Annotated in this window: 17 protein-coding genes; 10 read left to right on the top strand and 7 right to left on the bottom strand. The window is 37.4% G+C overall.

Features of this window, described 5'->3' with window-relative positions:
- Nucleotides 1-3: 3 nt before the first annotated feature.
- Nucleotides 4-498: a DUF2947 domain-containing protein gene (locus FR932_RS01085; protein WP_019440822.1), complete on the bottom strand. Its 495-nt coding sequence runs from the start codon at nucleotides 496-498 to the stop codon at nucleotides 4-6.
- Nucleotides 499-715: 217 nt separating this feature from the next.
- Here FR932_RS01085 and FR932_RS01090 point away from each other — a divergent pair, with 217 nt between their 5' ends.
- Both FR932_RS01090 and FR932_RS01095 read left to right on the top strand, forming a co-directional pair.
- A complete protein-coding gene (locus FR932_RS01090; RefSeq protein ID WP_019440823.1) occupies nucleotides 716-1,711 on the top strand; it encodes a hydrolase in 996 nt (331 codons plus the stop codon).
- A gap of 79 nt (nucleotides 1,712-1,790) precedes the next feature.
- On the top strand, nucleotides 1,791-3,239 hold the full coding sequence (locus FR932_RS01095) for a cytochrome P450 (protein ID WP_019440824.1): 1,449 nt from the start codon (nucleotides 1,791-1,793) through the stop codon (nucleotides 3,237-3,239).
- A gap of 94 nt (nucleotides 3,240-3,333) precedes the next feature.
- Here the strand turns inward: FR932_RS01095 and FR932_RS01100 are convergent, their stop codons facing one another.
- Nucleotides 3,334-3,765, bottom strand: a complete 432-nt coding sequence (locus tag FR932_RS01100; RefSeq protein WP_019440825.1) for a universal stress protein — start codon at nucleotides 3,763-3,765, stop codon at nucleotides 3,334-3,336.
- A 369-nt stretch (nucleotides 3,766-4,134) separates the two neighbouring features.
- Between FR932_RS01100 and FR932_RS01105 the strand changes: the two genes are divergently transcribed.
- A complete protein-coding gene (locus tag FR932_RS01105; protein ID WP_019440826.1) occupies nucleotides 4,135-5,568 on the top strand; it encodes a winged helix-turn-helix domain-containing protein in 1,434 nt (477 codons plus the stop codon).
- 53 nt (nucleotides 5,569-5,621) lie between these two features.
- Here the strand turns inward: FR932_RS01105 and FR932_RS01110 are convergent, their stop codons facing one another.
- Both FR932_RS01110 and FR932_RS01115 read right to left on the bottom strand, forming a co-directional pair.
- Nucleotides 5,622-6,641, bottom strand: coding sequence for a hypothetical protein (locus FR932_RS01110; protein ID WP_019440827.1), 1,020 nt, complete (start codon nucleotides 6,639-6,641; stop codon nucleotides 5,622-5,624).
- Nucleotides 6,642-7,011: 370 nt separating this feature from the next.
- Entirely contained in the window at nucleotides 7,012-7,764 is a 753-nt protein-coding gene (locus tag FR932_RS01115; RefSeq protein WP_019440828.1) for an OmpA family protein, read from the bottom strand.
- 500 nt (nucleotides 7,765-8,264) lie between these two features.
- Between FR932_RS01115 and FR932_RS01120 the strand changes: the two genes are divergently transcribed.
- A complete protein-coding gene (locus FR932_RS01120; protein WP_019440829.1) occupies nucleotides 8,265-9,065 on the top strand; it encodes a helix-turn-helix domain-containing protein in 801 nt (266 codons plus the stop codon).
- A 177-nt stretch (nucleotides 9,066-9,242) separates the two neighbouring features.
- Nucleotides 9,243-9,590, top strand: coding sequence for a winged helix-turn-helix domain-containing protein (locus FR932_RS01125; protein ID WP_019440830.1), 348 nt, complete (start codon nucleotides 9,243-9,245; stop codon nucleotides 9,588-9,590).
- A 55-nt stretch (nucleotides 9,591-9,645) separates the two neighbouring features.
- On the opposite strand, the gene FR932_RS01130 is transcribed toward FR932_RS01125, so the two are convergent.
- Together FR932_RS01130 and FR932_RS21855 are read right to left on the bottom strand one after the other, a co-directional pair.
- Complete coding sequence (locus tag FR932_RS01130; RefSeq protein WP_019440831.1) at nucleotides 9,646-10,380, bottom strand: EAL domain-containing protein; 735 nt, start codon at nucleotides 10,378-10,380, stop codon at nucleotides 9,646-9,648.
- The gene (locus FR932_RS21855; RefSeq protein WP_157770068.1) at nucleotides 10,352-10,630 is read right to left on the bottom strand and encodes a winged helix-turn-helix domain-containing protein; all 279 of its coding nucleotides are present in this window, start codon (nucleotides 10,628-10,630) and stop codon (nucleotides 10,352-10,354) included. The genes FR932_RS01130 and FR932_RS21855 overlap by 29 nt, the downstream gene beginning before the upstream one ends.
- A 379-nt stretch (nucleotides 10,631-11,009) precedes the next feature.
- Between FR932_RS21855 and FR932_RS01140 the strand changes: the two genes are divergently transcribed.
- The 5 genes from FR932_RS01140 (at nucleotide 11,010) to FR932_RS01160 (ending at nucleotide 18,642) form a co-directional block, all read left to right on the top strand.
- A complete protein-coding gene (locus tag FR932_RS01140; RefSeq protein WP_019440832.1) occupies nucleotides 11,010-11,780 on the top strand; it encodes an EAL domain-containing protein in 771 nt (256 codons plus the stop codon).
- Between the two features lies 1 nt (nucleotide 11,781).
- Nucleotides 11,782-12,675 (top strand): diguanylate cyclase, encoded by an 894-nt coding sequence (locus FR932_RS01145; protein WP_026032096.1) that lies wholly within the window; start codon nucleotides 11,782-11,784, stop codon nucleotides 12,673-12,675.
- Between the two features lie 776 nt (nucleotides 12,676-13,451).
- Nucleotides 13,452-13,811: a winged helix-turn-helix domain-containing protein gene (locus FR932_RS01150; RefSeq protein WP_019440833.1), complete on the top strand. Its 360-nt coding sequence runs from the start codon at nucleotides 13,452-13,454 to the stop codon at nucleotides 13,809-13,811.
- 376 nt (nucleotides 13,812-14,187) lie between these two features.
- Entirely contained in the window at nucleotides 14,188-15,507 is a 1,320-nt protein-coding gene (locus tag FR932_RS01155; protein WP_019628841.1) for an OmpP1/FadL family transporter, read from the top strand.
- Nucleotides 15,508-15,516: 9 nt separating this feature from the next.
- Nucleotides 15,517-18,642: an Ig-like domain-containing domain gene (locus FR932_RS01160; protein ID WP_019440835.1), complete on the top strand. Its 3,126-nt coding sequence runs from the start codon at nucleotides 15,517-15,519 to the stop codon at nucleotides 18,640-18,642.
- A gap of 106 nt (nucleotides 18,643-18,748) precedes the next feature.
- On the opposite strand, the gene norR is transcribed toward FR932_RS01160, so the two are convergent.
- Nucleotides 18,749-20,317, bottom strand: coding sequence for a nitric oxide reductase transcriptional regulator NorR (gene norR, locus FR932_RS01165; RefSeq protein WP_019440836.1), 1,569 nt, complete (start codon nucleotides 20,315-20,317; stop codon nucleotides 18,749-18,751).
- Nucleotides 20,318-20,330 lie beyond the last annotated feature (13 nt).

Consider the following 20,330-nt stretch of genomic DNA (forward strand, 5'->3'; position numbering starts at 1 on the left):
TCTTTATTTTACTGGTGAAACAGGTGCGCGAGTACCAATTAGTACGGTACCGTCCTGTTGAAATGAAAGTGCTTCTTTACGTTTTGCAGAAATTAAAATAGCGCCGTCATCGTAAAACAAAAAGTTTTTCCAGTTACGTTTAAATGTGCCCCAGTTCGTTTCAATCATGTTAAAACGTTCATAGCAAAAATAAACTTTACTGTTATCGTCCCATGTTAGATGCGCTAGCACTTCTTCAGGTAAATCATTATTATCGTCATTATCCCAAGCTTGCTGCCAGTCAGCCTCTTGTGACCAAGTATTTTGGTCATGCGGCCAATCACCCTTACCAAATTGATCGGTAAAGTTACATTGTGAGCTAATCAGTTGGCTCCACAGTTGACCTGCTCTAGCTTTGCTGAAGGGCTTGATGTTAATGAGATCATCGCTGCTAACAGGCAGCGATTTATGATTAAATATCCACTTTCGAGAATAAGATTCAAGTTCTATGTAATTCATTAATGGCACTGGTTATAAGTAAAATTATTTTCAGTTTACAACATTATTAACCCTGACGGTATCAATTACTCAACGGGTCGTAATTAAACGAGTCGCTGTATTATTTAAATTAGTCGTGACGTTATTCAAAAATGCGCGAGTGGTGTTATCATAAAACATAAAATAAAATGCAAGACGTTGTTTAAATAGCCAATTGGTTAAATAAAGGTAGCTATAAATGTTTCAACCGAGTCAATTTCAGCCCCAATGGTGGATCCGTAACGCGCATTTACAAACCATGTTGCCAACGATTAGTCGCCGCAATCTGAAATTAACGACGATTAATGAAAGGCTAGAGCTGGAAGATGGTGATTTTCTTGATCTGGCTTGGACGGACTTGCCTGCAGCTGAAAATAATAAACCGATTGTGGTCATATTCCATGGGCTGGAAGGTTCTGTCGAATCCCCTTATGTAAAAGGGATCATGCGTGCTGTGACTGCGGCGGGTTGGGTCGGTTTAGTTATGCATTTCCGTGGTTGCAGTGAAGAATCGAATCGTTTATTACGCGCTTATCATTCTGGTGATACCAGTGATGCAGGCTATGTCATTGGCTTGATGGCTAAACGTTATCCTAATGCGCCGTTATTCGCGGTCGGTTATTCGCTTGGTGGCAGTGTATTAACGCACTATTTAGCCCAAACGGGTACAAAATCGCAGTTATTAGCTGCTTCCATTGTTTCTGCGCCATTACTGCTGGCAGAAAGTGCAGAACGGATTAAAAAAGGTTTTTCTAAAGCCTATCAACGCCGATTAATCAAACGTTTACAAGATAGTGTGGTGCGTAAGTTTGAACATTTAGATATGCGCTCAGCGTTAGATATGACTACCAAGCAAGTTAAAAAATTGAATACCTTTGTTGAGTTTGACGATCGTGTTACGGCGCCGTTACATGGTTTTAAAGATGCGTTAGATTATTATAGCCAGTGCAGCAGTTTGCAGTTTTTGCATAAAATTCAAACCCCAACCTTATTTATTCATGCCGAAGACGATCCGTTTTTAACGAAAAAGGTGATCCCAAAGCTTGAAGATATGTCAGATAATATTTTATTTGAGTTAAGCCGTTATGGTGGTCATGTTGGTTTTGTTTATGGTTCCATATTAAAACCAAAGTATTGGTTAGAAGAGCGTATTCCAACTTGGTTCAATGAATTTACTAAAGAGAATAAACTGTAATGCGATCTTAACATGGATACTCTATTGTTAATGGTAGCGGTTTAAATTCTGCGCTAGTTAACAATACAGGGAAAGTAAGATGAATGCTAAAACGGTTAAGGATGTAAACGTATCGAGTTTATCGATGCTGTCTATCGATGAATTACCGGGGCCTAAAAAAGCCCCTCTGATCGGTAATTTTGCTCAGATCTCACCTGAATCATTTCATTCCAACTTAGAACAATGGGCGAAAGAATATGGCCCTGCTTATCAAATGAAACTGTTGAATAAGCAATATGTGGTTATTTCCGATCCTAAAGTCGGTCTTGAAATTATCAAACAACGGCCTAAGTTATTTAACCGAACAGAGCGTTTAGAGTGGTTGTTTGATGATTTAGGTATTCACGGCGTTTTTTCTAGTAATGGTGACAAGTGGAAACGGCAACGACGACTTATCATGCCCGCTTTTTCTTACCGCACTCTGGCTAGTTTTGTTCCCCATCTAAAATCATTATCCATTAATTTACAAACCGCGATTGATAAAAAAATTGCGCTTGGTCGTCAATTTAATGTGCATGAATTACTGCAACATTTCACCATAGATATTACTACCGGTCTGGTTTTTGGTTATCAAACCAATATGCTATCGGGTAATGCCGATACGACGCTGCGAGATAATATTGATCTCTTGTTTCGAGCGCTCAATAAACGCGGTAAATACCCGTTTCCGTGGTGGCGCTATATTCGCACAGCAGAAAGCCGCCGGGTCGATAAAGCCCGTGAAGATGTGTATCAGTTAGCTGTCAGTATGATAAGTAAAGCCAAGGCGGAGCTTGCTGAAAATAGTGTTCTTGCTGATGAGCCTGAAACTATTTTACAAGCGATGATCGTGGCGAGTGACAGTGAAGAGGGGAAGTTAACGGATGATGAATTGTTTGCCAACATTCTAACCTTATTACTCGCAGGCGAAGATACTACATCTAACATGCTCGCTTGGACTTTATATTATTTAGCGCAAAATGCTGATTTACAAAAGCAAGTTATTGATGAAGTCTCACGTGTTTGTGGTGATATCGAAATGTTGGATTTAGCGGCCTTAGAACAGTTTGACGTGATTGAAGCTATATTGCGTGAAGGGTTACGGCTAAAAGGCACTGCGCCGCTTATTTCTGCTGAGCCAACAGAGGATACAGTATTAAGTAATGGCATTAAATTACCCAAAGGTACGGCTATTTTTGTATTAACGCGTCCCGGTGGTTTAGATGACAAAGTCGTGGAATGTCCTGAACAATTTAATCCTGAACGTTGGTTAGCAACATCGGACAAGCCTGTATGCCCGCATTTACAAAGCAGTCATTTACCATTTGGTGCAGGGGCGCGACATTGCCCTGGTGAGCGTTTAGCGATGATGGAAGGTAAGGCGGTTATTGCGCGTCTATGTTGGTACTATGTGATTAACCAGCCAGAACAGGCACCTGAAGTCGGTGAAGAATTTGCATTCACCATGCGGCCAACTAATTTAGCGTTGACATTAACACCACGTCAATGACATTGATTTATCCATATTTCTATCGTTCAATTTTAAAATCAGAACACCCCCATTAACGAGTGCTATTAACAGGGGCTTTCTTGTTTTTGCTAATTTATTTTACAATCAATACTGGGCAATGGGCATGGCGGGTAACTGATTCAGCAACACTGCCTATTAGTATGTGCTCTAAACCGGTACGACCATGACTAGCAATAACAATCATGTCGCAATCAAAATCGACAGCCGCTTGGACGATCTCTGTTGATGGGTGCCCTTCGAGTACCGCCGTATGTCGTGGCAGACTTGGTTTGAGTTCTGTCGTGAGTTCATCGAGTTTTTCTTGGGTTATTTTGAGCATGTGTTCGTGAATGTCACTTGGTGTGATAGCGAGCACTTGGAAACTATCGAAACCATGGATCTCATTAATTACACTGACTAAATGCAAGGTCGCATCATGTGTGATTGCCATTTCTGCAGCGTAATTTATCGCTTTGTTTGCCGTGTCTGAAAAATCGGTCGGGCAGAGGATGTTGTTAATGGTCATGATGAAGCTCCTGGTTAAGATGGGACTAACAAGTAGTCGTGAGTAATGTATCTACACCTTTAAATATACTTATTTGGGGCTAGTAAACTGTTACTTAGATCATAAAATACTCTTTAAGTATATTACGAAGGCTATTTCAGTATAGAACAAGGAGATGTTAGTTTTGAAAAGAGTGATAAATTCAGTAATTATTGTCTATGTGCTTATGGCGAGGTATAAAAATGGTAGCGACACAAAGGAGTCATTGAGTTTAGCTGTTATATAAATATTAACGACGTCTCTTACTTGTCCAAGCTAAACTCGCACTTTTAGCAAATTTGAGTATATAATGCATTCCCCTTCTTTTTTCCTGCTCTACAGAGACCGTATATGATTACGCTGTATGAAAATCCTCGATTGTTTTATATTGGTGATAGCTTAATGATTGATCCGAAGAAGCAAACTATCAGCAAAGATCAACAAATACAAAAAATTGAGCCGCAATTGATTCAGTTATTACTTTTACTGGTTAGTGCACAGGGTAATATTGTTTCTCGAGAGCGAATATTTGAAGCTGTTTGGCCAAATATGGTCGTGACTCAAAACTCATTAAATCAATCTATCAGTAAATTGCGAAAACTATTAGGTGATAACAGTAAATCACCTGAAATGATTATAACGAATCCACGTAAAGGTTATTCATTTATCGGATTGGTTAGTTTTCCTGAAGATAATATTCCAACGGTATTTGTTGATGAGACAGGCTCTTTATCTTCAAAATATACGAGTATCAAAAAGAATAAAGCGTTAGATTCCCAGCCGAAAAATTTAAACAAACCCCCACTGGTAAGCATTAAAGCTATTGGTTATGGTTTTACTTTTATCCTCATCGTCGCGGCTTTAATTACCTCGTTATGGCCGAAAAATAATAAAACTATCGTGGTCTCTCCCGCTTTAATTATTACGCGATCAGGTGAAATCCCTGCGGATCCTATTAGTCATGCATTATCTGGATTTTTATTTTATGGCTTAAAGAATTCGTTTGCAGGGGAAAATGTAGATGTGCACTTTGAATGTTCAACTCCCGCAGCAAAGCAAATTTGCCCTGAGAGTTATCACTTTGAGCGTAATGAAGTCATCGAAATCAAACCTATTTTGCGGTATTCCGGAAATATGTTGAAGCTAAACTTGGTTATTGATGGCGTTAATGCAGATATTGAATTGACAACAAAATCACTCTCGTTTGATCAGCTTGATGGCGAATTAGATGACCTATTACTGCTGTTGTTGGATAGGTTAGCCAGCAGCGAAAATAAAAAGAGGGTATTGGCGATAGCGTTCGCTAACTTAAAGCAAGCTCATGATCCGACAAGGTCGATGGATCGATTACAGTTAACGGCGTTAGCGTACAGTCAGGATATTGAAGACAATACTGAATTTGTCGCTAAATTAGCACAATCAACAGAACTTTGTGATCGAGATTGCCCATTAGTATTTGGTGCTTATGGGCGGGTATTATTAAATCAATATACCAAAAATAAAGATACGCAAACATTACAAAAATCAATTGAATATTTACAACAAGGATTACCTGATAAACTTGCAGATACGCGTTTGAAACTAGCGGTCGCTTATGCATTATCCGGTGATTTAAACAGGGCTAACCAATTATTGTTGTCAATCAAACAGGTTTCTTTTTTTCGTGTAAAAAAAGCCTTAACCTATTTTTTGGCTAAAAATTATTTAAAGACAAATCCAATGAAACCGCGACTCAAGAAGTTAAATCGAGTGAGTGAGTATTTATTAAAAAAGGCTGAAAACTAATAAGCGCGTTGAATGAACAACGCGTTTATTATCTCAATTAGATTGAACCAGAGTTATTTAAGGTTATTTGGCGTTATTTGGTAGTCGATCTCAGATGCCCATTTTAGTGAAGGTAGTGTCGCCGAGCGCTCAAAGCGTGCTACCTCCCCATCTTCAGGGCTATAAATGATATCTGTTATCATGGTGTCCATACGTGTTGCCACTTCTATTGTCCATATGTTTTCCCCGTTACCGACGGTATGATTTGGGCAGACTGTATCGATGGCTTGCAATTGTGCTGGTGTCACTTCTGTGAATCGATCTTGAGGATTAAGTGTCGTGTTCGTCACTACAACAAGTCTTCTCATCGATTCCAGACCTAGCTTGGTACTATCGAGCAACTCGGTGGCTTCGGATTGAGCAAGGTTGTCTTCAACCGATGCTACCTGACCATTATCATCAATCATTGCTAAGCAAATGTTAGATTCACTTTCAGACAGGTTTGAATGTTGAAAGCGATTAACAAAACTGATTTGACCTTCGCTGTTATGCTCATCAAAATCGAGGTTACCTTCGATAAATGCCACAGGAACTTGACCGTCAATATCGGTAACACGCGGTAAAATTAATATGTGGCCAGCCTCTTCATTTCCAGCTGTTATTTGCTCTTTAATTTCCCAAGGAGTATTCGCATTTAAATCGGTAACTTTGACATCCAATGCAGTGTCTAGATTAGTATTTTTAATTTGTATGCTGTGGTCATTACCGTTTCTCCATTCAGTCTGCAGCATATTGTCACTTACTTGAGGCAAATCGCTTTTTATGTATTTTGTATATTCGCCGCTTTTTCCGCCAGCGCTGGGCTGGCTTATCGTAAAACTGGCTGGTTCACGACGTAAATTGACGACGTTTAATCTTAAAGGTGTGTAGCCTGGGCGAATAGCTTGTATTCCATTTTCAAAAATTACGGCGCTATTCGTATTCGGTGGCGTTGTTTTATTGTTGCTGCTGTCGTTACTACTTGAACCACCACCGCATGCTGTTAGAAGTATGCTGCTGGCAGCGAGTAATGTTAATTTAAAACGATTATTCATTTTACGTCCCGTCATTGAAATATTTATTACGTATGCTTTCAAAACAGTTTGCTAATACTAAGTACAGTGGCCTGCTTTGAGATTAACGACAGCTTATTTAAAACAGAGTGAATATTAAAATCAACTTAAATCAGGAAAACTCAATAAAGGTGGTCTGACTATAGGTTGTTGATATTAAATATAAATATAATTGTATGACGTGAGGTGAATAAGAGTGAATAAATGTTTAGGTTTAATTTAGGTGTTTGGACGGGTAATAAAATTGAAGATCTATGAAGAAAAGGAAAGGGCTAGCGAAGTATTGCAGGAGGCTCCTTATTGAGCTCCGGTCCTATCGCCAGCCTAAATTTCACGGGGATAATAAGTGTGGTTAAAATTGCATTGCCATTTCAGCAGCGTCTTTAGTTGCTAAGTTATCGATAAATTCGACGCTGACTTTACGATCGCGTGGGTATTGAATTAACTCACCGAGTTCGGCACTCGCGAGTTCGGCACCAAATGATTGCACTTGGATATTCAATTCATTTACACCAAACGCAATGAGTTTATCTTGTACTGAGACAGCTCTTTGTTGCGCTAAATTTTCGTTTAATTCTTCTTTACCACTTGGGTCTGCATGGCCTGACAATACGATACTGATGTTTGGGTTTTCAATCAGGTAATCGGCAATTTGCATTAATCGTGCTTGATTGGTGTTATCAATCGCACTTTGATTTACTGCAAACAATAGGTCGAGTTGTAAAGCATCCATGACTAATTGTTGATTTACTTCTTCAGTTTCAGCAATGTTTTGAATTTGCTTATCCAAAATCAATACGTCGTGTTGCAGTTGATTATTTTGTAATTCACTGGCAAGTAAGTTTTCTGTCATTTGCTGATTTTCAACCATCAATTGCTCTGATTCAATCGATTTATCCCAAGTGTTATTAATCCAATCACCTGCCGCCACGCCAAGTACTAAGCCAATTGGGCCGCCAGCAATAGTGCCGACGATAATGGTTGATGAAAATACGCCGGCTTTTTCCCAATTTGTTAGGGGGTCTTGCTCTGCTGCGTTTGCTGAGATGCTGGTACACGCCATTGATGTAATAAGTAATGTTTTTGCGAAGATTGATTTTTTCATGGTCAGTTCCCTTATTGGTGTAAGACTGCTTAACAAGCTATGACTCTATTAAAGCAACCAATAAAGGCTTTTTACTGCCAACAAAATGACAAGTTAAGTATCAATAATGACGAAAAATGACAGAGATTGATAATATCGCAGTTAGTCACCGTAGAGCTGATTATGAAATAAGTCTAATAATAGAATTTTATAAGCCTGAAATGGGTGTCTAAAAAATTTAAATTTAGGTTAACTGGTTATCAAGTAGATCTTATTTTATTTATAATCAAGTCGTGGGGGGTATAATAAATCCTAATGATTTACTTTGTGAATAGAAATGGATGTTACCTGTGTCTTTTATTTTCAATGAAAAAATCAATAAAAACATGAACTAAAATACGTAATCAACATTAGCTTACATTAGCTTACATTCACTTGCGATATTTCATGTATGTTTGCATAATGTTAACGATTTTCTAACTTAATTCGAATGTTTTAATCCATTCCGGGCAATTATAAAAATGAATAATAATCACACATTTCACACTTCAGCAGAGCATTTACAAATAGGGGACCGCATCAAATTAAGAATCCAAGATGTAAATAGTAGTCGGTATGATCTTGCTCGTTATTGTAATGTAACATTGCGTACCGTATATAATTGGTGTGAAAATAAATCAGTTCCAGAATTAAAAGTGATCTCATTATTGTGTTTTAGACTTCAGTCCAATATACCTTGGCTTATCACAGGAAAAGTAGAAAAACATCAATGGAATGATGTTTTTCCTGATGATTTTTTTGATTTTCTTAATGTAATTAAAGAAGTGCAACCTCAAAGAAGAGGCGATGTGCTACGTAGTGTCTTTAATATGGTGATGTCCTTACATACTCAGATTAATCATGGCTACATCATTAACGCCCGGGATATATCTAGACATGTCAATTATTTACCTGTTTATCAGCATCAAATGCAAGAACATCTCTCTTTCTGCCAAAGGTTTAAATTACAAAAAAGTCAGCTAAAAATTTCAAATCAAACTATAGCGATAGCTTGTAATGTGTCGGTTAAAACAGTTTATAACTGGAGTATTGGAAGGTATCAACCCAGCATTGAGTTATTACCAACCCTTTGCAAGGTACTTAGAGTTAATCTACCTTGGTTGATAACAGGTATTTGCGATATAACTCAGTGGTTGAATATAGGTGAGGTAGAACTAAAAGAAATGCTTTATCAATTAAATCAACTACCTGCTAGAGTTACATCCCAGATATTAAAGCTAGTATCTATAATGGTTAAGGAAATTCAGTGTACAGTTAAATAGCGTAGACAGGAGAGGTTAGCATCTTTACGTATTAGGAATGAACTTTCCTTCATTTACGTAATTTAGCTGAAACAACCACCCATTATATTAAAAATAAGTTTAACTTTTAAATTTATTCAGTAAAGTGACTTCGGTGTTGTATTTTTGTTTTAATTTTATTGAATTAAGGTTGTAGCTATGCTGATGAAGTCAGATGGTGTAATGAAAAATATTAAAATTGGTGACGTTGAAATTAATATTTCAAGTGGTTTAATTAAGCATAATACGGAGGAATGTAAATTTGACAGAGTTGGTCGGAGAGAAGTTAAAACACTTGAATTATTACTTCATAATAAAAATGATATAGTGAGTAAGTTGATATTATTAGACTTGGTCTGGGGTGAACAGATCGTAACTGAGAGCTCTCTTGCTGTTACCATTTTTAATTTAAGAAAATTACTAAAAAAATACGATGAAAGAAAGCATTATAAATTAGTGAATGTCAGCGGTTATGGATATGGAATCTATTCCAATAATCCTTTTTAGACATGAAGAGCCTCATCATGTAATTACTTTTGGATATTGGGTGCGACTTTATTTGTTATCCCCCAATACTTTCTAAGTTGAAAGGTTTACAGTAGAGAAACCCCTGGCAAAGACAGTTTAACTTTGTAACTCTATCATGTTGATAATCTGATTCTATTCCTTTAAATATCAATTTTTTCAGCGAGTTATTTGATACGAAATCATATAGAGCTGAAAAAATAGAGTTGTTATTCATGTGTTTATACATGAATGTTTTATCAATTTTGACTCTATCCCACATGATTATTTTTAATACATTAATAGGTATATCTTCTGATGTGAAATTATCTAACCATAACTCATGGCCTTGATCTTTTAGTAGTGTGATCGAATATTTTGCATTATCATTTAAAGTATTTTCAATAAAACTATTAATTTCAAATGCTAATCTAACTTTACTTAAAGAGATTATTTTTTTAATAAATTCATTATCAGATAGTAAGTTGAATGGGCAATGTATCGATGCGATGATATTATCAGCATTTATTATAGATTCATTCTTGTTTAACGCCTCTATCTTAATTAACATTAACTCTTTTAAAAAATCATCTGGTATAGAATCGAAAAACCTTTCAATATTGACATTGTTTTTAGAGTGATGATTGAAATTAGAGGTTATTTCTAATGCAAATAGTTTTCTATTTTTAGGGCTTACAATAGATTGAGCAAGTAGGTTAAATTCTGCTGATGAATCATTTTCAATATTTTTTATTATAACTGAATTATGATGCAGCGTTTTTATATAAGGCATAACCTACTCCTGAAAAATTTTTAATTATAATGTTACTTGATACTGATTTAATGAACTTCCTCAAATTATGCACCGTTACATTTAATGAACTATCCGTTACTATCCGATTAGGCCAAACTGTTTTCACTATCAATTCCTTTCCTATTACTTCCCTAGGGCTTTGTAGTAAAAAGGTGAGTAATAACAATTCTCTTTTACCAAGTTTATTATATTCTGATATATCTGATTTATGATTGATTTCAAAGTACAAACCTGAATTTAAGCTTAATTTAACACTGCCGATCTCTATATACTCTTCGGTTGTTGTCTCACAATAACTGATAATATTCTCCCTGATTACTATGTGACTACGTGTCGCGTAATGGTTGTTTTGAGTTTATTCTATAGTAATAGCAATAATAATCATTATTAAATAATTATATTTTTATTAAAAACACTTAATTCAATAAAATACCTTGTGAAATCAATTTAAACTTAATTTTATTTTAATAATATATTAATTTATAAGATCATTTGTTTAAGTATTATGAGATTTGTTGATGTGAGGTCGAGTCATAATTAATAATTAATAATTAATAATTAATAATTAATAATTAATAATTAATAAGTTATATGGATAGGTTTTAATAGTGGATATTGATTATTGTAAAAGAAAAGATAGCTATGTACTTTCCTTTAAGGAATACATTATCCGTAGTGCATTTCAGGCTATTGTCGATACAGATGAAAATACAATCGGTTACGAAGCATTATCTCGTATACACATAGGTTCAAGTGATAAACAGATCCGTCCTGATATATTTTTCGATTTTTTGATAAAAGACGAGTGTTATTATAAGTTGTTGTTTTTAATTAATAAACTGCATCTGGTGAGTTATCGTAAATCAAGATTTTACTCTAATGATAAAAAGCTATTTCTAAATTTACCCCCTGGTTTTTTTGAACGTATTAGATACTACCCTCATATTGTTGATGATGTTAATAACATGTTCAAAGAATATGATATATCTCGGAATAACGTGGTTGCTGAAATAACAGAAGGGCATGCAGTTTGTAAGCAGTCATTAGCAATCGGAGCTCAATTGTTATCAAGACAAGGTTATAAAATAGCCTTAGATGATTATGGTAACGAAGCTTCTGATTTTGAACGTTATGAAATGTGTAAACCTGAAGTAGTAAAAATAAGCCGAGAGTTCTTTTTAGTGCAAAAAGATAATCGTGACTATGCGGAATTAAAAATTTTAATTGATACATTTAAAGGTCGAAGTTCAAAAATACTGGTTGAAGGTATTGAGTTGCACGACGATTATGAGATGTTGTTGTCATTAGGCATTGATTATTTTCAGGGTTTTTACTTCCATAAGCCAGAGTGCGTCTCTCATTGTATTTTGGTGGCGTGACATGTCTTTTATATTCACTTTAAAAATGATTATTTTAAGCTTTATGATCACGTCGTGTTCGCTTTTTTTTATTTTTAGTAGTAGTTATCAAAATGCTTATACCAATATTGAACATGAAATGTATAAAGCGAAAGAGATGGAAAGAATCTTTCGTGGTAGTAATGGACTCGATTTCCTTGACATATTTTGGAACAGTGAGATCTATAATAACCTTTATTTTGTTTACAAAAATGGAAATGTCCTTTTCGATGATCCGAGTGAAGATCCAAAATTAATTTCTTTAGATATGAGGACTCGGATGTGGTACCAATGTGCGAAAAAAACAGGGGAACCTTGCGTAAGTGATATATATACTAATTTATTCCCTCCTCACGATGATATGATTATTTATTCATACCCTGTTTATCGTGACGGTATTTTTTTTGGTGTTGGTGCTTTTGATATACCGATTGAAAAAATAACGGACAATGTTGTTAGTGGTTTGACTATGACCCATGTTGATTTTGTCGATTCGACATACAAAGTATATTTTACGATGAATGTAAATATGCTGGTACATTTTTTTGTGTTTATCAGTTCAACATTTACCGTGCTAATGCTCTCTTGTCTATTGTATTTTCGAGTTATTAAAGTTCGACTTGGTCGTTATAAATATGATGGGTTAACAGGACTTCTAAGACGAGATTCATTTAAGAAAAATAATACTGATAATAAAGTGAAGTGTTTTTGTTTGTTGGATATTGATAACTTAAAATATATTAATGATACTTATGGTCACGACATTGGCGACGATGAAATAAAATCTATTTCTCTATGTATAAAATCAACGATGAGAGAGCAGGATGTATTATTTCGTTGGGAAGGGGGAGGAGTTTCTAATAATCCTGAGAGCTGAGCCGCATAAAAGGATCGACATCGATGTGATTATGAAAAGGTTAAGGTATACGATCGAACATTTAGTAACAGATGGTGTGCCTCGTTTTACTGTGTCTATTGGTTATCATATTTGTCTATTGATGGCTCGATCAATGAAGCTATTAATAAAGCGGATGTAGCTCTTTATGCAGCTAAGAATACGGGACGGAATCAAGTTGTTTGTTATCATCCGACATTAGATAATCAGCTTAGAAAAGTAGCTGGAATTGTAAAATAAATTAGCTACATTTTACTGAACGCTAATATGCACATCCCAACGGAATGAAGAAGTATAAATTACAGTTATTGCATTTTAATTTATACTCTTTCCTATGTATAAGTGTCTTTTCAATGAATGTTCTTTTTACTCGCATGTGTAAACCTTTAGCATGGCATTTACTGCATTCTTTTTTTAACATGACTGATACCCGCTAAAACTAGAATAATATCTAATTAGAGACTAATTTGAAAATAATGTAATTAGGGTTTCATTATAAAAAAATTAATTAAATATTAAGGGGGCCCGTCTACTTCCTTTTCTCTTGTATAACTCCCCTCAGAAATCTGTTCATCCACATTCTGTTCAACAGACTACTTACTGGTAATTTGTCTAATAACATTTGAATGTGAAACTAGATACTTGATTCACGTTTTTAAAATCATGGTATTACATTACTATCCAATTAATAGCTGATAACACTGACAGTTAAAATGTACTTTCCATTAGATTAAACAGCATTAACACAAGGATTGGATATGAAAGATGTACTTACTTTAGAATCAAATAAGATGGTTAGAAATATAAAAATTGGTCACATTGAAATTAACCTTTTAAGTGGTGTGATAAAAACTAATACACCACAATTTAAACTAGATAGAGTAGGTCGGAAAGAAGCTAAGTTACTTGAATTATTATTTGATAATGAAAACGATATAGTGAGTAAATTCAGTTTGTTAGACTTGGTATGGGGAGAGCAAGTAGTGACAGAAAATTCTCTGGCTGTCGCAATGTTTAATTTAAGAACATTCTTAAAAAAGTATGATGAAAAAAATAAATACAGGCTCATCAACGTCAGTGGTTACGGATATGGACTGTATAGTGATCACCTGTTGTAGACAGTGCTGTTTTTTATAATTTAATTCATCAAGGCCCTCACTACGTTATGAAAATAAGACTGATGATTTTCAAAAATACGCGATGTTAGAAGTCTTATATAAAATTGTTATTTGATCGCTAGGTCAATTTCGACTCGTTGGAGATTAGTATGTAATTTTAGCTCGTACTTTCACATGGTTACATGCTGAATAATTAGATAATACGAGTTAGGTACTGACATATTCTAGGCTGATTGATGTATCTTACCTCCTAGAAATGACAACGTGTCCACTTGGGTATGTTTAATTAAGTTCAACAATTTGAAGGTATTCCGTTGTTGTGGCTGGAGCCACTAGAGAATACTTATTTTAGTTTCGCTAAATGGAGTTAGCACCAATGACTAAGAAGACACTGCCTACCAAAAAAATGTCTAACAACATCTCTCTACTTGCTGTATCGGTAGCTTTCGCGCTGACAGCGGGTACCGCTCAGGCGAGTATGGGTAATTTAGGCACCACATTTGGTTTATCACCTGTTGATATTGCCTCTGCTCAATCTTTTTCTTTATTCAATTCACAATCATCAGCAGCGTATTACAATCCATCTGCGCTAGCCACTGCTGGTCAAGGCGAGGTGTATGTCGGTTTATTATCAGCAACGCCTGATATGACTGCGGGTGAGCAAGCATTTGATGAAGCAACGCAACCAATACTTGCAGGCATGAATGTTAATGTCACCAATCTGTTTAATTTTTCTTACCCAATTTACTTTGGTTTGATTGCTGGTATTGAGAATTACGGTACCGAGATGATGGCATTTAGCTCGTCAACATCAGAAACGGGTCAGTTAGCCAATTATGGTGAGAAACCACTGTTTGTTGCAGCGTCAGGCTCAATACAAATCGTCCCAGGTTTAACGATTGGTGGTGGTGCGCAAGTATCTCTGCATGCGGATGCGGCGATGAATTTAGAAAGTGAACTCGATGGTACTGCGGCGGGTAACGAGAGTGTTGCTATTGCTGCGGAACCGGTGATCACCCCTATTGCCGGTATTACCTTGGATTTTGGTCGAATGATGTGCGGCAGTGATACGTCTTGCTCAGGTAATGGCATTACCTTTGCAGCTGCTTTCCGTGGTGAAAGTTATGGCCAAGCAAACATTAAAGCGGCAGCAACGATTACGCAAACGGTTACGGATTTACCCATTAATTTATTAACGTATGATGCATATCAGCCTGATATCATTTCTGCGGGAGTGCGTATTAAAGCGGGCATGGTGAGCTTTGCCTTCAGTGCAGAGCAACAAAACTGGTCTGATTTAAATGCATTAATGTTAAACGACACGGTGAAAGACCAAGCAAGCGTTGGCTTTGAAGATATCATTATTCCACGCGCTGGCATGGAGCTTAACTTTAACGATACCGTTAAATTGATGGCAGGTGCAAGTTATGAAGTGTCACCACTAGATCCAGAAAAAGCCACTCTGGATGTGAATTACTTAAGTGCCGATAAATTGGTTGTTGGTGCGGGCATATCGTATTTTCATAAAGGTACGGGGTTAACGGCTTACCCTTGGCAGATTGATCTAGCGTATCAATTACAGGTACTTGATCCAACAGATCACACAATTACTCATCAAGACAGCGCAAATAATTCTTCAGTTGAATTGGAAGGCACAGTGTCAACGATTTCACTTTCATTCGCGACTAAGTTTTAAGGCGGTCTTATGCAGATAATTAATACGCGTTTAAATCCTTTTTTTAGTTCTTTTGTTAAGGGGAGTTTAGTTGCCTCGGCGATCACACTTAGCGGTTGTGGTGTTGAATTACAAGAAAATGAACAAGCTGAAGAAGTCGCACTTACCGCTGAAGAAAATCGAGCTGCACTGGCAGAGCGTCGAGCACAAAGTTTATTTGACGCCCATGAGTTCTATTCATTCCCATCGAATGGTCAGGCTGATGTGGCGGTTAATACTTCGGTATTATTGTCATTTTCGCATCCACTAGATACCTTTGCATCGCAAGTATTTAGCCTTACAGACAGCAAGGGGAATAGCGTTGAAGTGACATCGGTAGAGGTAACTGAAGGAAGTTTTGCGATAGACCCTAATAACCCACCGACGAATGGTTTCGCTTTTAAACCAACACAAGCGCTAAAATCGGGTGAGCAGTACACAGTTACTTACGCAATTGATTTATTGAATGAAGCGGATGGTAATGCTGAATTGACAGCGGAGCGCACAGCGCAAGATCCGCTTACCTTTACCACTCGCTTAGCGAAAGACTCGGCTAACTTTGCCTTGGATACAAATGGTTTTTTCCCGAGCGATGATTTACCGTTTACGACGTTCACAACATTACGTCTACGCATGACCAATGACATTGATACTAATACCTTAGTGACTGGTGATACGTTTAAATTTCAAAAAATAGGTACAAGTGAGCAAATTACTGGTGATTTGATTGCCAAAGGTCGCTATGTCACTTTTGATCCGGCAGTTGATCTTGATATTGACGCCAGCTATGAACTTATCATCAGTGATGGCGTTAAAGATATGGCGGGTAACCGTTTTGCCGGTTTAGAAAAAATCTTCACGGTATTGGATTCGGGTGAGCATGCACTTAAACCAATGAACGTCACCATGAATGATAATAACCAGGCATCACCTTATTCGGGTGAACTGATTAATGCGGTAACGATTAAATCAGTACTGATTGGTGGTAACGATACCACTTATGTTGATTCTGACTTAGTGACTGAATTAGCGAATTTGGGTAACTTTGATGACGCTGCGCCACTGGTTATTCGTAAAGGTTCTATTTTAAATAGCTCTAGCTTAACAGTGAAAGTAGGCGGCGAGTTTCCAACTGGTTTTGATACCGGCAATATCCGTATGACGAACATTTCTGATGCGACCGGTTATTTAATTAATAACACCAGTTCTGAGCATAAGTATGCTCCTAAGCAGTTACACCTGTTTATGGATGTAGCCATGACGACCGATGGCTATGAAGAAGACGGTAAACTTAATGGTAAAGCCAACGGCGGTTTAAGTCAGAACATTATGCATCTTGAATTGATGGGTACCGTGAGAACGGAAGGTGCCAAGATGATTATTGATGCAGTTAGCGAAATTGGTGTGAAGATCTTAGGCGTTGATAGTGCCCATGCGCAAGTATCATTCCACATGGAATCGTATACGGAAGCTGAAACCCCAGAGATGGCTGTGGATATATTATCGCCAAAACTCCATTCTGCTTATCCTAATGCCAATACTCAGCATTTTAGCTTGGGTGATAATATTATCGTTACATATGATGAGCCGTTAGCGTTATCTTCATTACAAAGCATTATATTAAAAGATGAAAATGGGGTGGCTGTTGATTCTTTTGTTTCACAAGATGGTGCGTCGATTGTCATTGATCCTACTGATAACTTATTACCATTAACGGCTTATTCGGTGACCGGTACAATTAAAGATCTAGCCGGTAATAGTGCTTATGTATCTCAAAATTTTTCTACGCCGAATAAAGATCAAGGCACAGAGTTTAACGAGCATGATGAGATTGCTGCGCGTTATACAGCACCTATGGTTGAAGGTATGGTGCCGGGTTATTCGTGCGCAATGGAAGAGACTAATTTAAGTCTTGATATTGCAGGTCGTTGTGCTGGTGGTTTAGTGACAGACCAAAAATTAAATATATTTAATTTACAGGAAGATCGCGATATTTTTGTGGCATTCAGTCAGCAAATGGATGCAGCGAGTATCAGTCTAGGTGAAGAGTGTAATACTGGTTCATTCCGTGTCGAAATTGTTGATCCGAATGATTCTGATCGCTGTATTGAAGCGGTTCCTGGTGTGCTTAAGTATGAGAATAAGATCTTAACATTTTCACCAAACGATAACTGGCAAGATCAAGGTTCAAATGTATACCGTTATTCTTTAATTTCAGCAGAAGGCGCAACTAAAGGTAGCGTTGACTGTACTAGTGGTCAAGTGCTGTGTAGTGCGCAAGGTTATCCTTTGCAAACAAGCTTACTCATAGCGGATGCCCATGAAGACCAAGGTGGTCCAGATATGTTAATGCCATTTCGTGCTGCACCAGCTGATAACTTAGTGTTTAATCCACTGATGATGCCGACAACGGATACCAACCGTGATTACCGCTGGGATGAGGTAAAAGAAGACGTTATCAGTGGTAACTTTGCCAAATTATCTTTATTAGGAACGAGTGGGTTACTGACCCGAGCGACAGTTGGTTGTGAGTTAGATCAAACCTGTAGTGGTAATTATTCTAAAACGTACATTAGTGGCTTCATGCCAACGGAAGTTGGAGCATATGATGCTGATAATAATCGTATTCCAGTGAAGATTCATGCTGAGCAATTAATATCTTCGAGTGTCAACGTTGCGGCAATGCTTGGTATCTTCGGTGCTGGCCTTGTTGAATCTGAAGTACCGACAGCTACCATGGTTATGCGCCCGCTTTATCCTGTCATTAATGGTAAAACAGAAGTGCCAACAGGTTACATTATCTGGAATGAAGAAGAAGGTAGACTCAATTTCAAAATTGATTTAGATATCTATATGGATAATCCATTCATGAGTGTATTAGGTGGCGCTGTTTCACATAACTTACACAGTTATTTACTTGAGGATGTTCAGTTACAGGGGCCGTTAACGTTTTTAGATGATGGTCGTATGAATATTGAGTTGAGTAATTTAAATCAAATAAGACTCGATGTTGAAATGAATATTGATTTTCTTTCTTGGGATGAGGCGGCTGGAATGGTACTGGCAATTGAACCGGGTGATATGTCATTACAACAGCTTTCTCAACCGATGAAATAACGCTTCATTTAGTTGAATTTACAGTGACAAAAGTAAGGCCGTACATTTTATTAATAGAAATGTGCGGCCTTTATTTTTTATGTCTTATCTTTTTACTTTGCTAACTTTATTGTTTCAATGCTATTCGCTTAGCTAAACGGTGTAAATTACCCACATCGATAGAAAGCTGCCGTGCGGTTGCAGCCCAGTTATTATTATTTTCTTGCAGTGCATTAGTGATTAACTGCCGTTGAAATTGTTCCGTTGCTTCGCGTAAATTATCCACGGGTATATTGGTCACAGCGAGTGTCGGCTGGTTAATCACATCTGTTATTTCAAATGGTGAGTGCCCAACGTTCACATTATCAATCCTAAAATGTGCAGGTTGTAGTATCACTAATTCATCTTTAGCTTCTGCTTTGGCGAGAATAGCCGCGCGATTAATACTGTGTTCTAATTCGCGAATATTTCCAGGCCAGGGATAACGCATCAGTGTACTTTGGCAAGCTGTGCTTAAACTCAAATGACTTAATTGCAACTTGCTGCGACAGCGTTCCATAAAGAAACCTGCTAATAATAAAATATCCTCACCGCGTTCACGTAAAGGCGATACCATTATTGGAAAGACACTGAGACGATGATAAAGATCCGCCCTAAATCGGCCTGCAAGTACCTCTTCTTTTAAGTCTTTATTGGTAGCAGCTATGATGCGGGTATCGACTTTTAAGTTACGGTCATCACCAATACGTTGTAAGTCACCATATTGTAAGACCCGCAGTAATTTTGCTTGTAGTGTCAGGGTTAACTCACCAATTTCATCAAGAAATAAAGTGCCTTTATCGGCTAATTCAAATTTACCGCTACGGTTACTGATAGCCCCCGTGAAAGCCCCTTTGACATGGCCAAACAGTTCACTCTCTGCAATAGATTCTGGTAATGCAGCGCAGTTAAGGTAGATCAGAGGCTTATCTGCTCGAGATGATTGCTGGTGGATTGCCGTTGCGACTAATTCCTTACCAACACCTGTTTCACCTAATATGAGCGCGGTCATATCGGTGCTTGCAACAACGCTGATTTCTTTTTTTAAGGCTTTAATTTGCGCTGACTGGCCAATAATTTCAGTGTTACTTTGTGGGTGATGCGTGGCTGGATCTGACTCGGTCATGGTGCCTGCGACTTTTTCCAGTTTATCCATCAATAACGCGATATTCAGTGTCGCTGCTGCGAGTGCGCTAACGGTACGTAACTCATCATTGCTGAAATTATCAAATTGATGAGGGTTAAAACCATCGATAGTAAGCGCTCCTATCAAACGTTGATTTGCCATTAAAGGTAAACCGACACACGCATGCACATGCAAATCACCTTGGTGCGAGGTAATAAGAGCATCATAAGGGTCGGGCAGATCGCTGTCTGCTGGGAACCTGACGACATCACCCGCTCTGGCAATCGCCTCTAATCTGGGGTGCTCATTGATATTAAATTGCCTGCCTAGTACATCTGCGCTTAGGCCGTTAATTGCTAAGGGTTTGAAGTGTTGCCCTTTAAACTCTAATAGTGCTGATGCATCGCAGTTGAATAGCTTACGCATAGTGGTGAGTAAGCGCTCGAAACGATCTTGACTGGAAATATTAGTCGTTAAGTCTAAGGCGATATGAATAAGGTCTTTAGTATCATGTTGCATAGCTATCATCATGTGAAATACTGTC

Origin of the sequence: Moritella marina ATCC 15381, assembly GCF_008931805.1 — a bacterium.
In the GTDB taxonomy this organism is placed as follows: Bacteria; Pseudomonadota; Gammaproteobacteria; order Enterobacterales; family Moritellaceae; genus Moritella; species Moritella marina.

Excerpts from the sequence above, each read along its gene's own strand:
- FR932_RS01100 (WP_019440825.1), bottom strand. The coding sequence starts at position 3,765 with ATGACCATTAACAACATCCTCTGCCCGACCGATTTTTCAGACACGGCA.
- FR932_RS01145 (WP_026032096.1), top strand. The coding sequence starts at position 11,782 with ATGTCTTTTATATTCACTTTAAAAATGATTATTTTAAGCTTTATGATC.
- norR (WP_019440836.1), bottom strand. The coding sequence starts at position 20,317 with ATGATGATAGCTATGCAACATGATACTAAAGACCTTATTCATATCGCC.
- FR932_RS01125 (WP_019440830.1), top strand. The coding sequence starts at position 9,243 with ATGCTGATGAAGTCAGATGGTGTAATGAAAAATATTAAAATTGGTGAC.
- FR932_RS01085 (WP_019440822.1), bottom strand. The coding sequence starts at position 498 with ATGAATTACATAGAACTTGAATCTTATTCTCGAAAGTGGATATTTAAT.
- FR932_RS01095 (WP_019440824.1), top strand. The coding sequence starts at position 1,791 with ATGAATGCTAAAACGGTTAAGGATGTAAACGTATCGAGTTTATCGATG.
- FR932_RS01090 (WP_019440823.1), top strand. The coding sequence starts at position 716 with ATGTTTCAACCGAGTCAATTTCAGCCCCAATGGTGGATCCGTAACGCG.
- FR932_RS01110 (WP_019440827.1), bottom strand. The coding sequence starts at position 6,641 with ATGAATAATCGTTTTAAATTAACATTACTCGCTGCCAGCAGCATACTT.
- FR932_RS01150 (WP_019440833.1), top strand. The coding sequence starts at position 13,452 with ATGAAAGATGTACTTACTTTAGAATCAAATAAGATGGTTAGAAATATA.
- FR932_RS01120 (WP_019440829.1), top strand. The coding sequence starts at position 8,265 with ATGAATAATAATCACACATTTCACACTTCAGCAGAGCATTTACAAATA.
- FR932_RS01155 (WP_019628841.1), top strand. The coding sequence starts at position 14,188 with ATGACTAAGAAGACACTGCCTACCAAAAAAATGTCTAACAACATCTCT.
- FR932_RS01160 (WP_019440835.1), top strand. The coding sequence starts at position 15,517 with ATGCAGATAATTAATACGCGTTTAAATCCTTTTTTTAGTTCTTTTGTT.
- FR932_RS01130 (WP_019440831.1), bottom strand. The coding sequence starts at position 10,380 with ATGCCTTATATAAAAACGCTGCATCATAATTCAGTTATAATAAAAAAT.
- FR932_RS01115 (WP_019440828.1), bottom strand. The coding sequence starts at position 7,764 with ATGAAAAAATCAATCTTCGCAAAAACATTACTTATTACATCAATGGCG.
- FR932_RS01105 (WP_019440826.1), top strand. The coding sequence starts at position 4,135 with ATGATTACGCTGTATGAAAATCCTCGATTGTTTTATATTGGTGATAGC.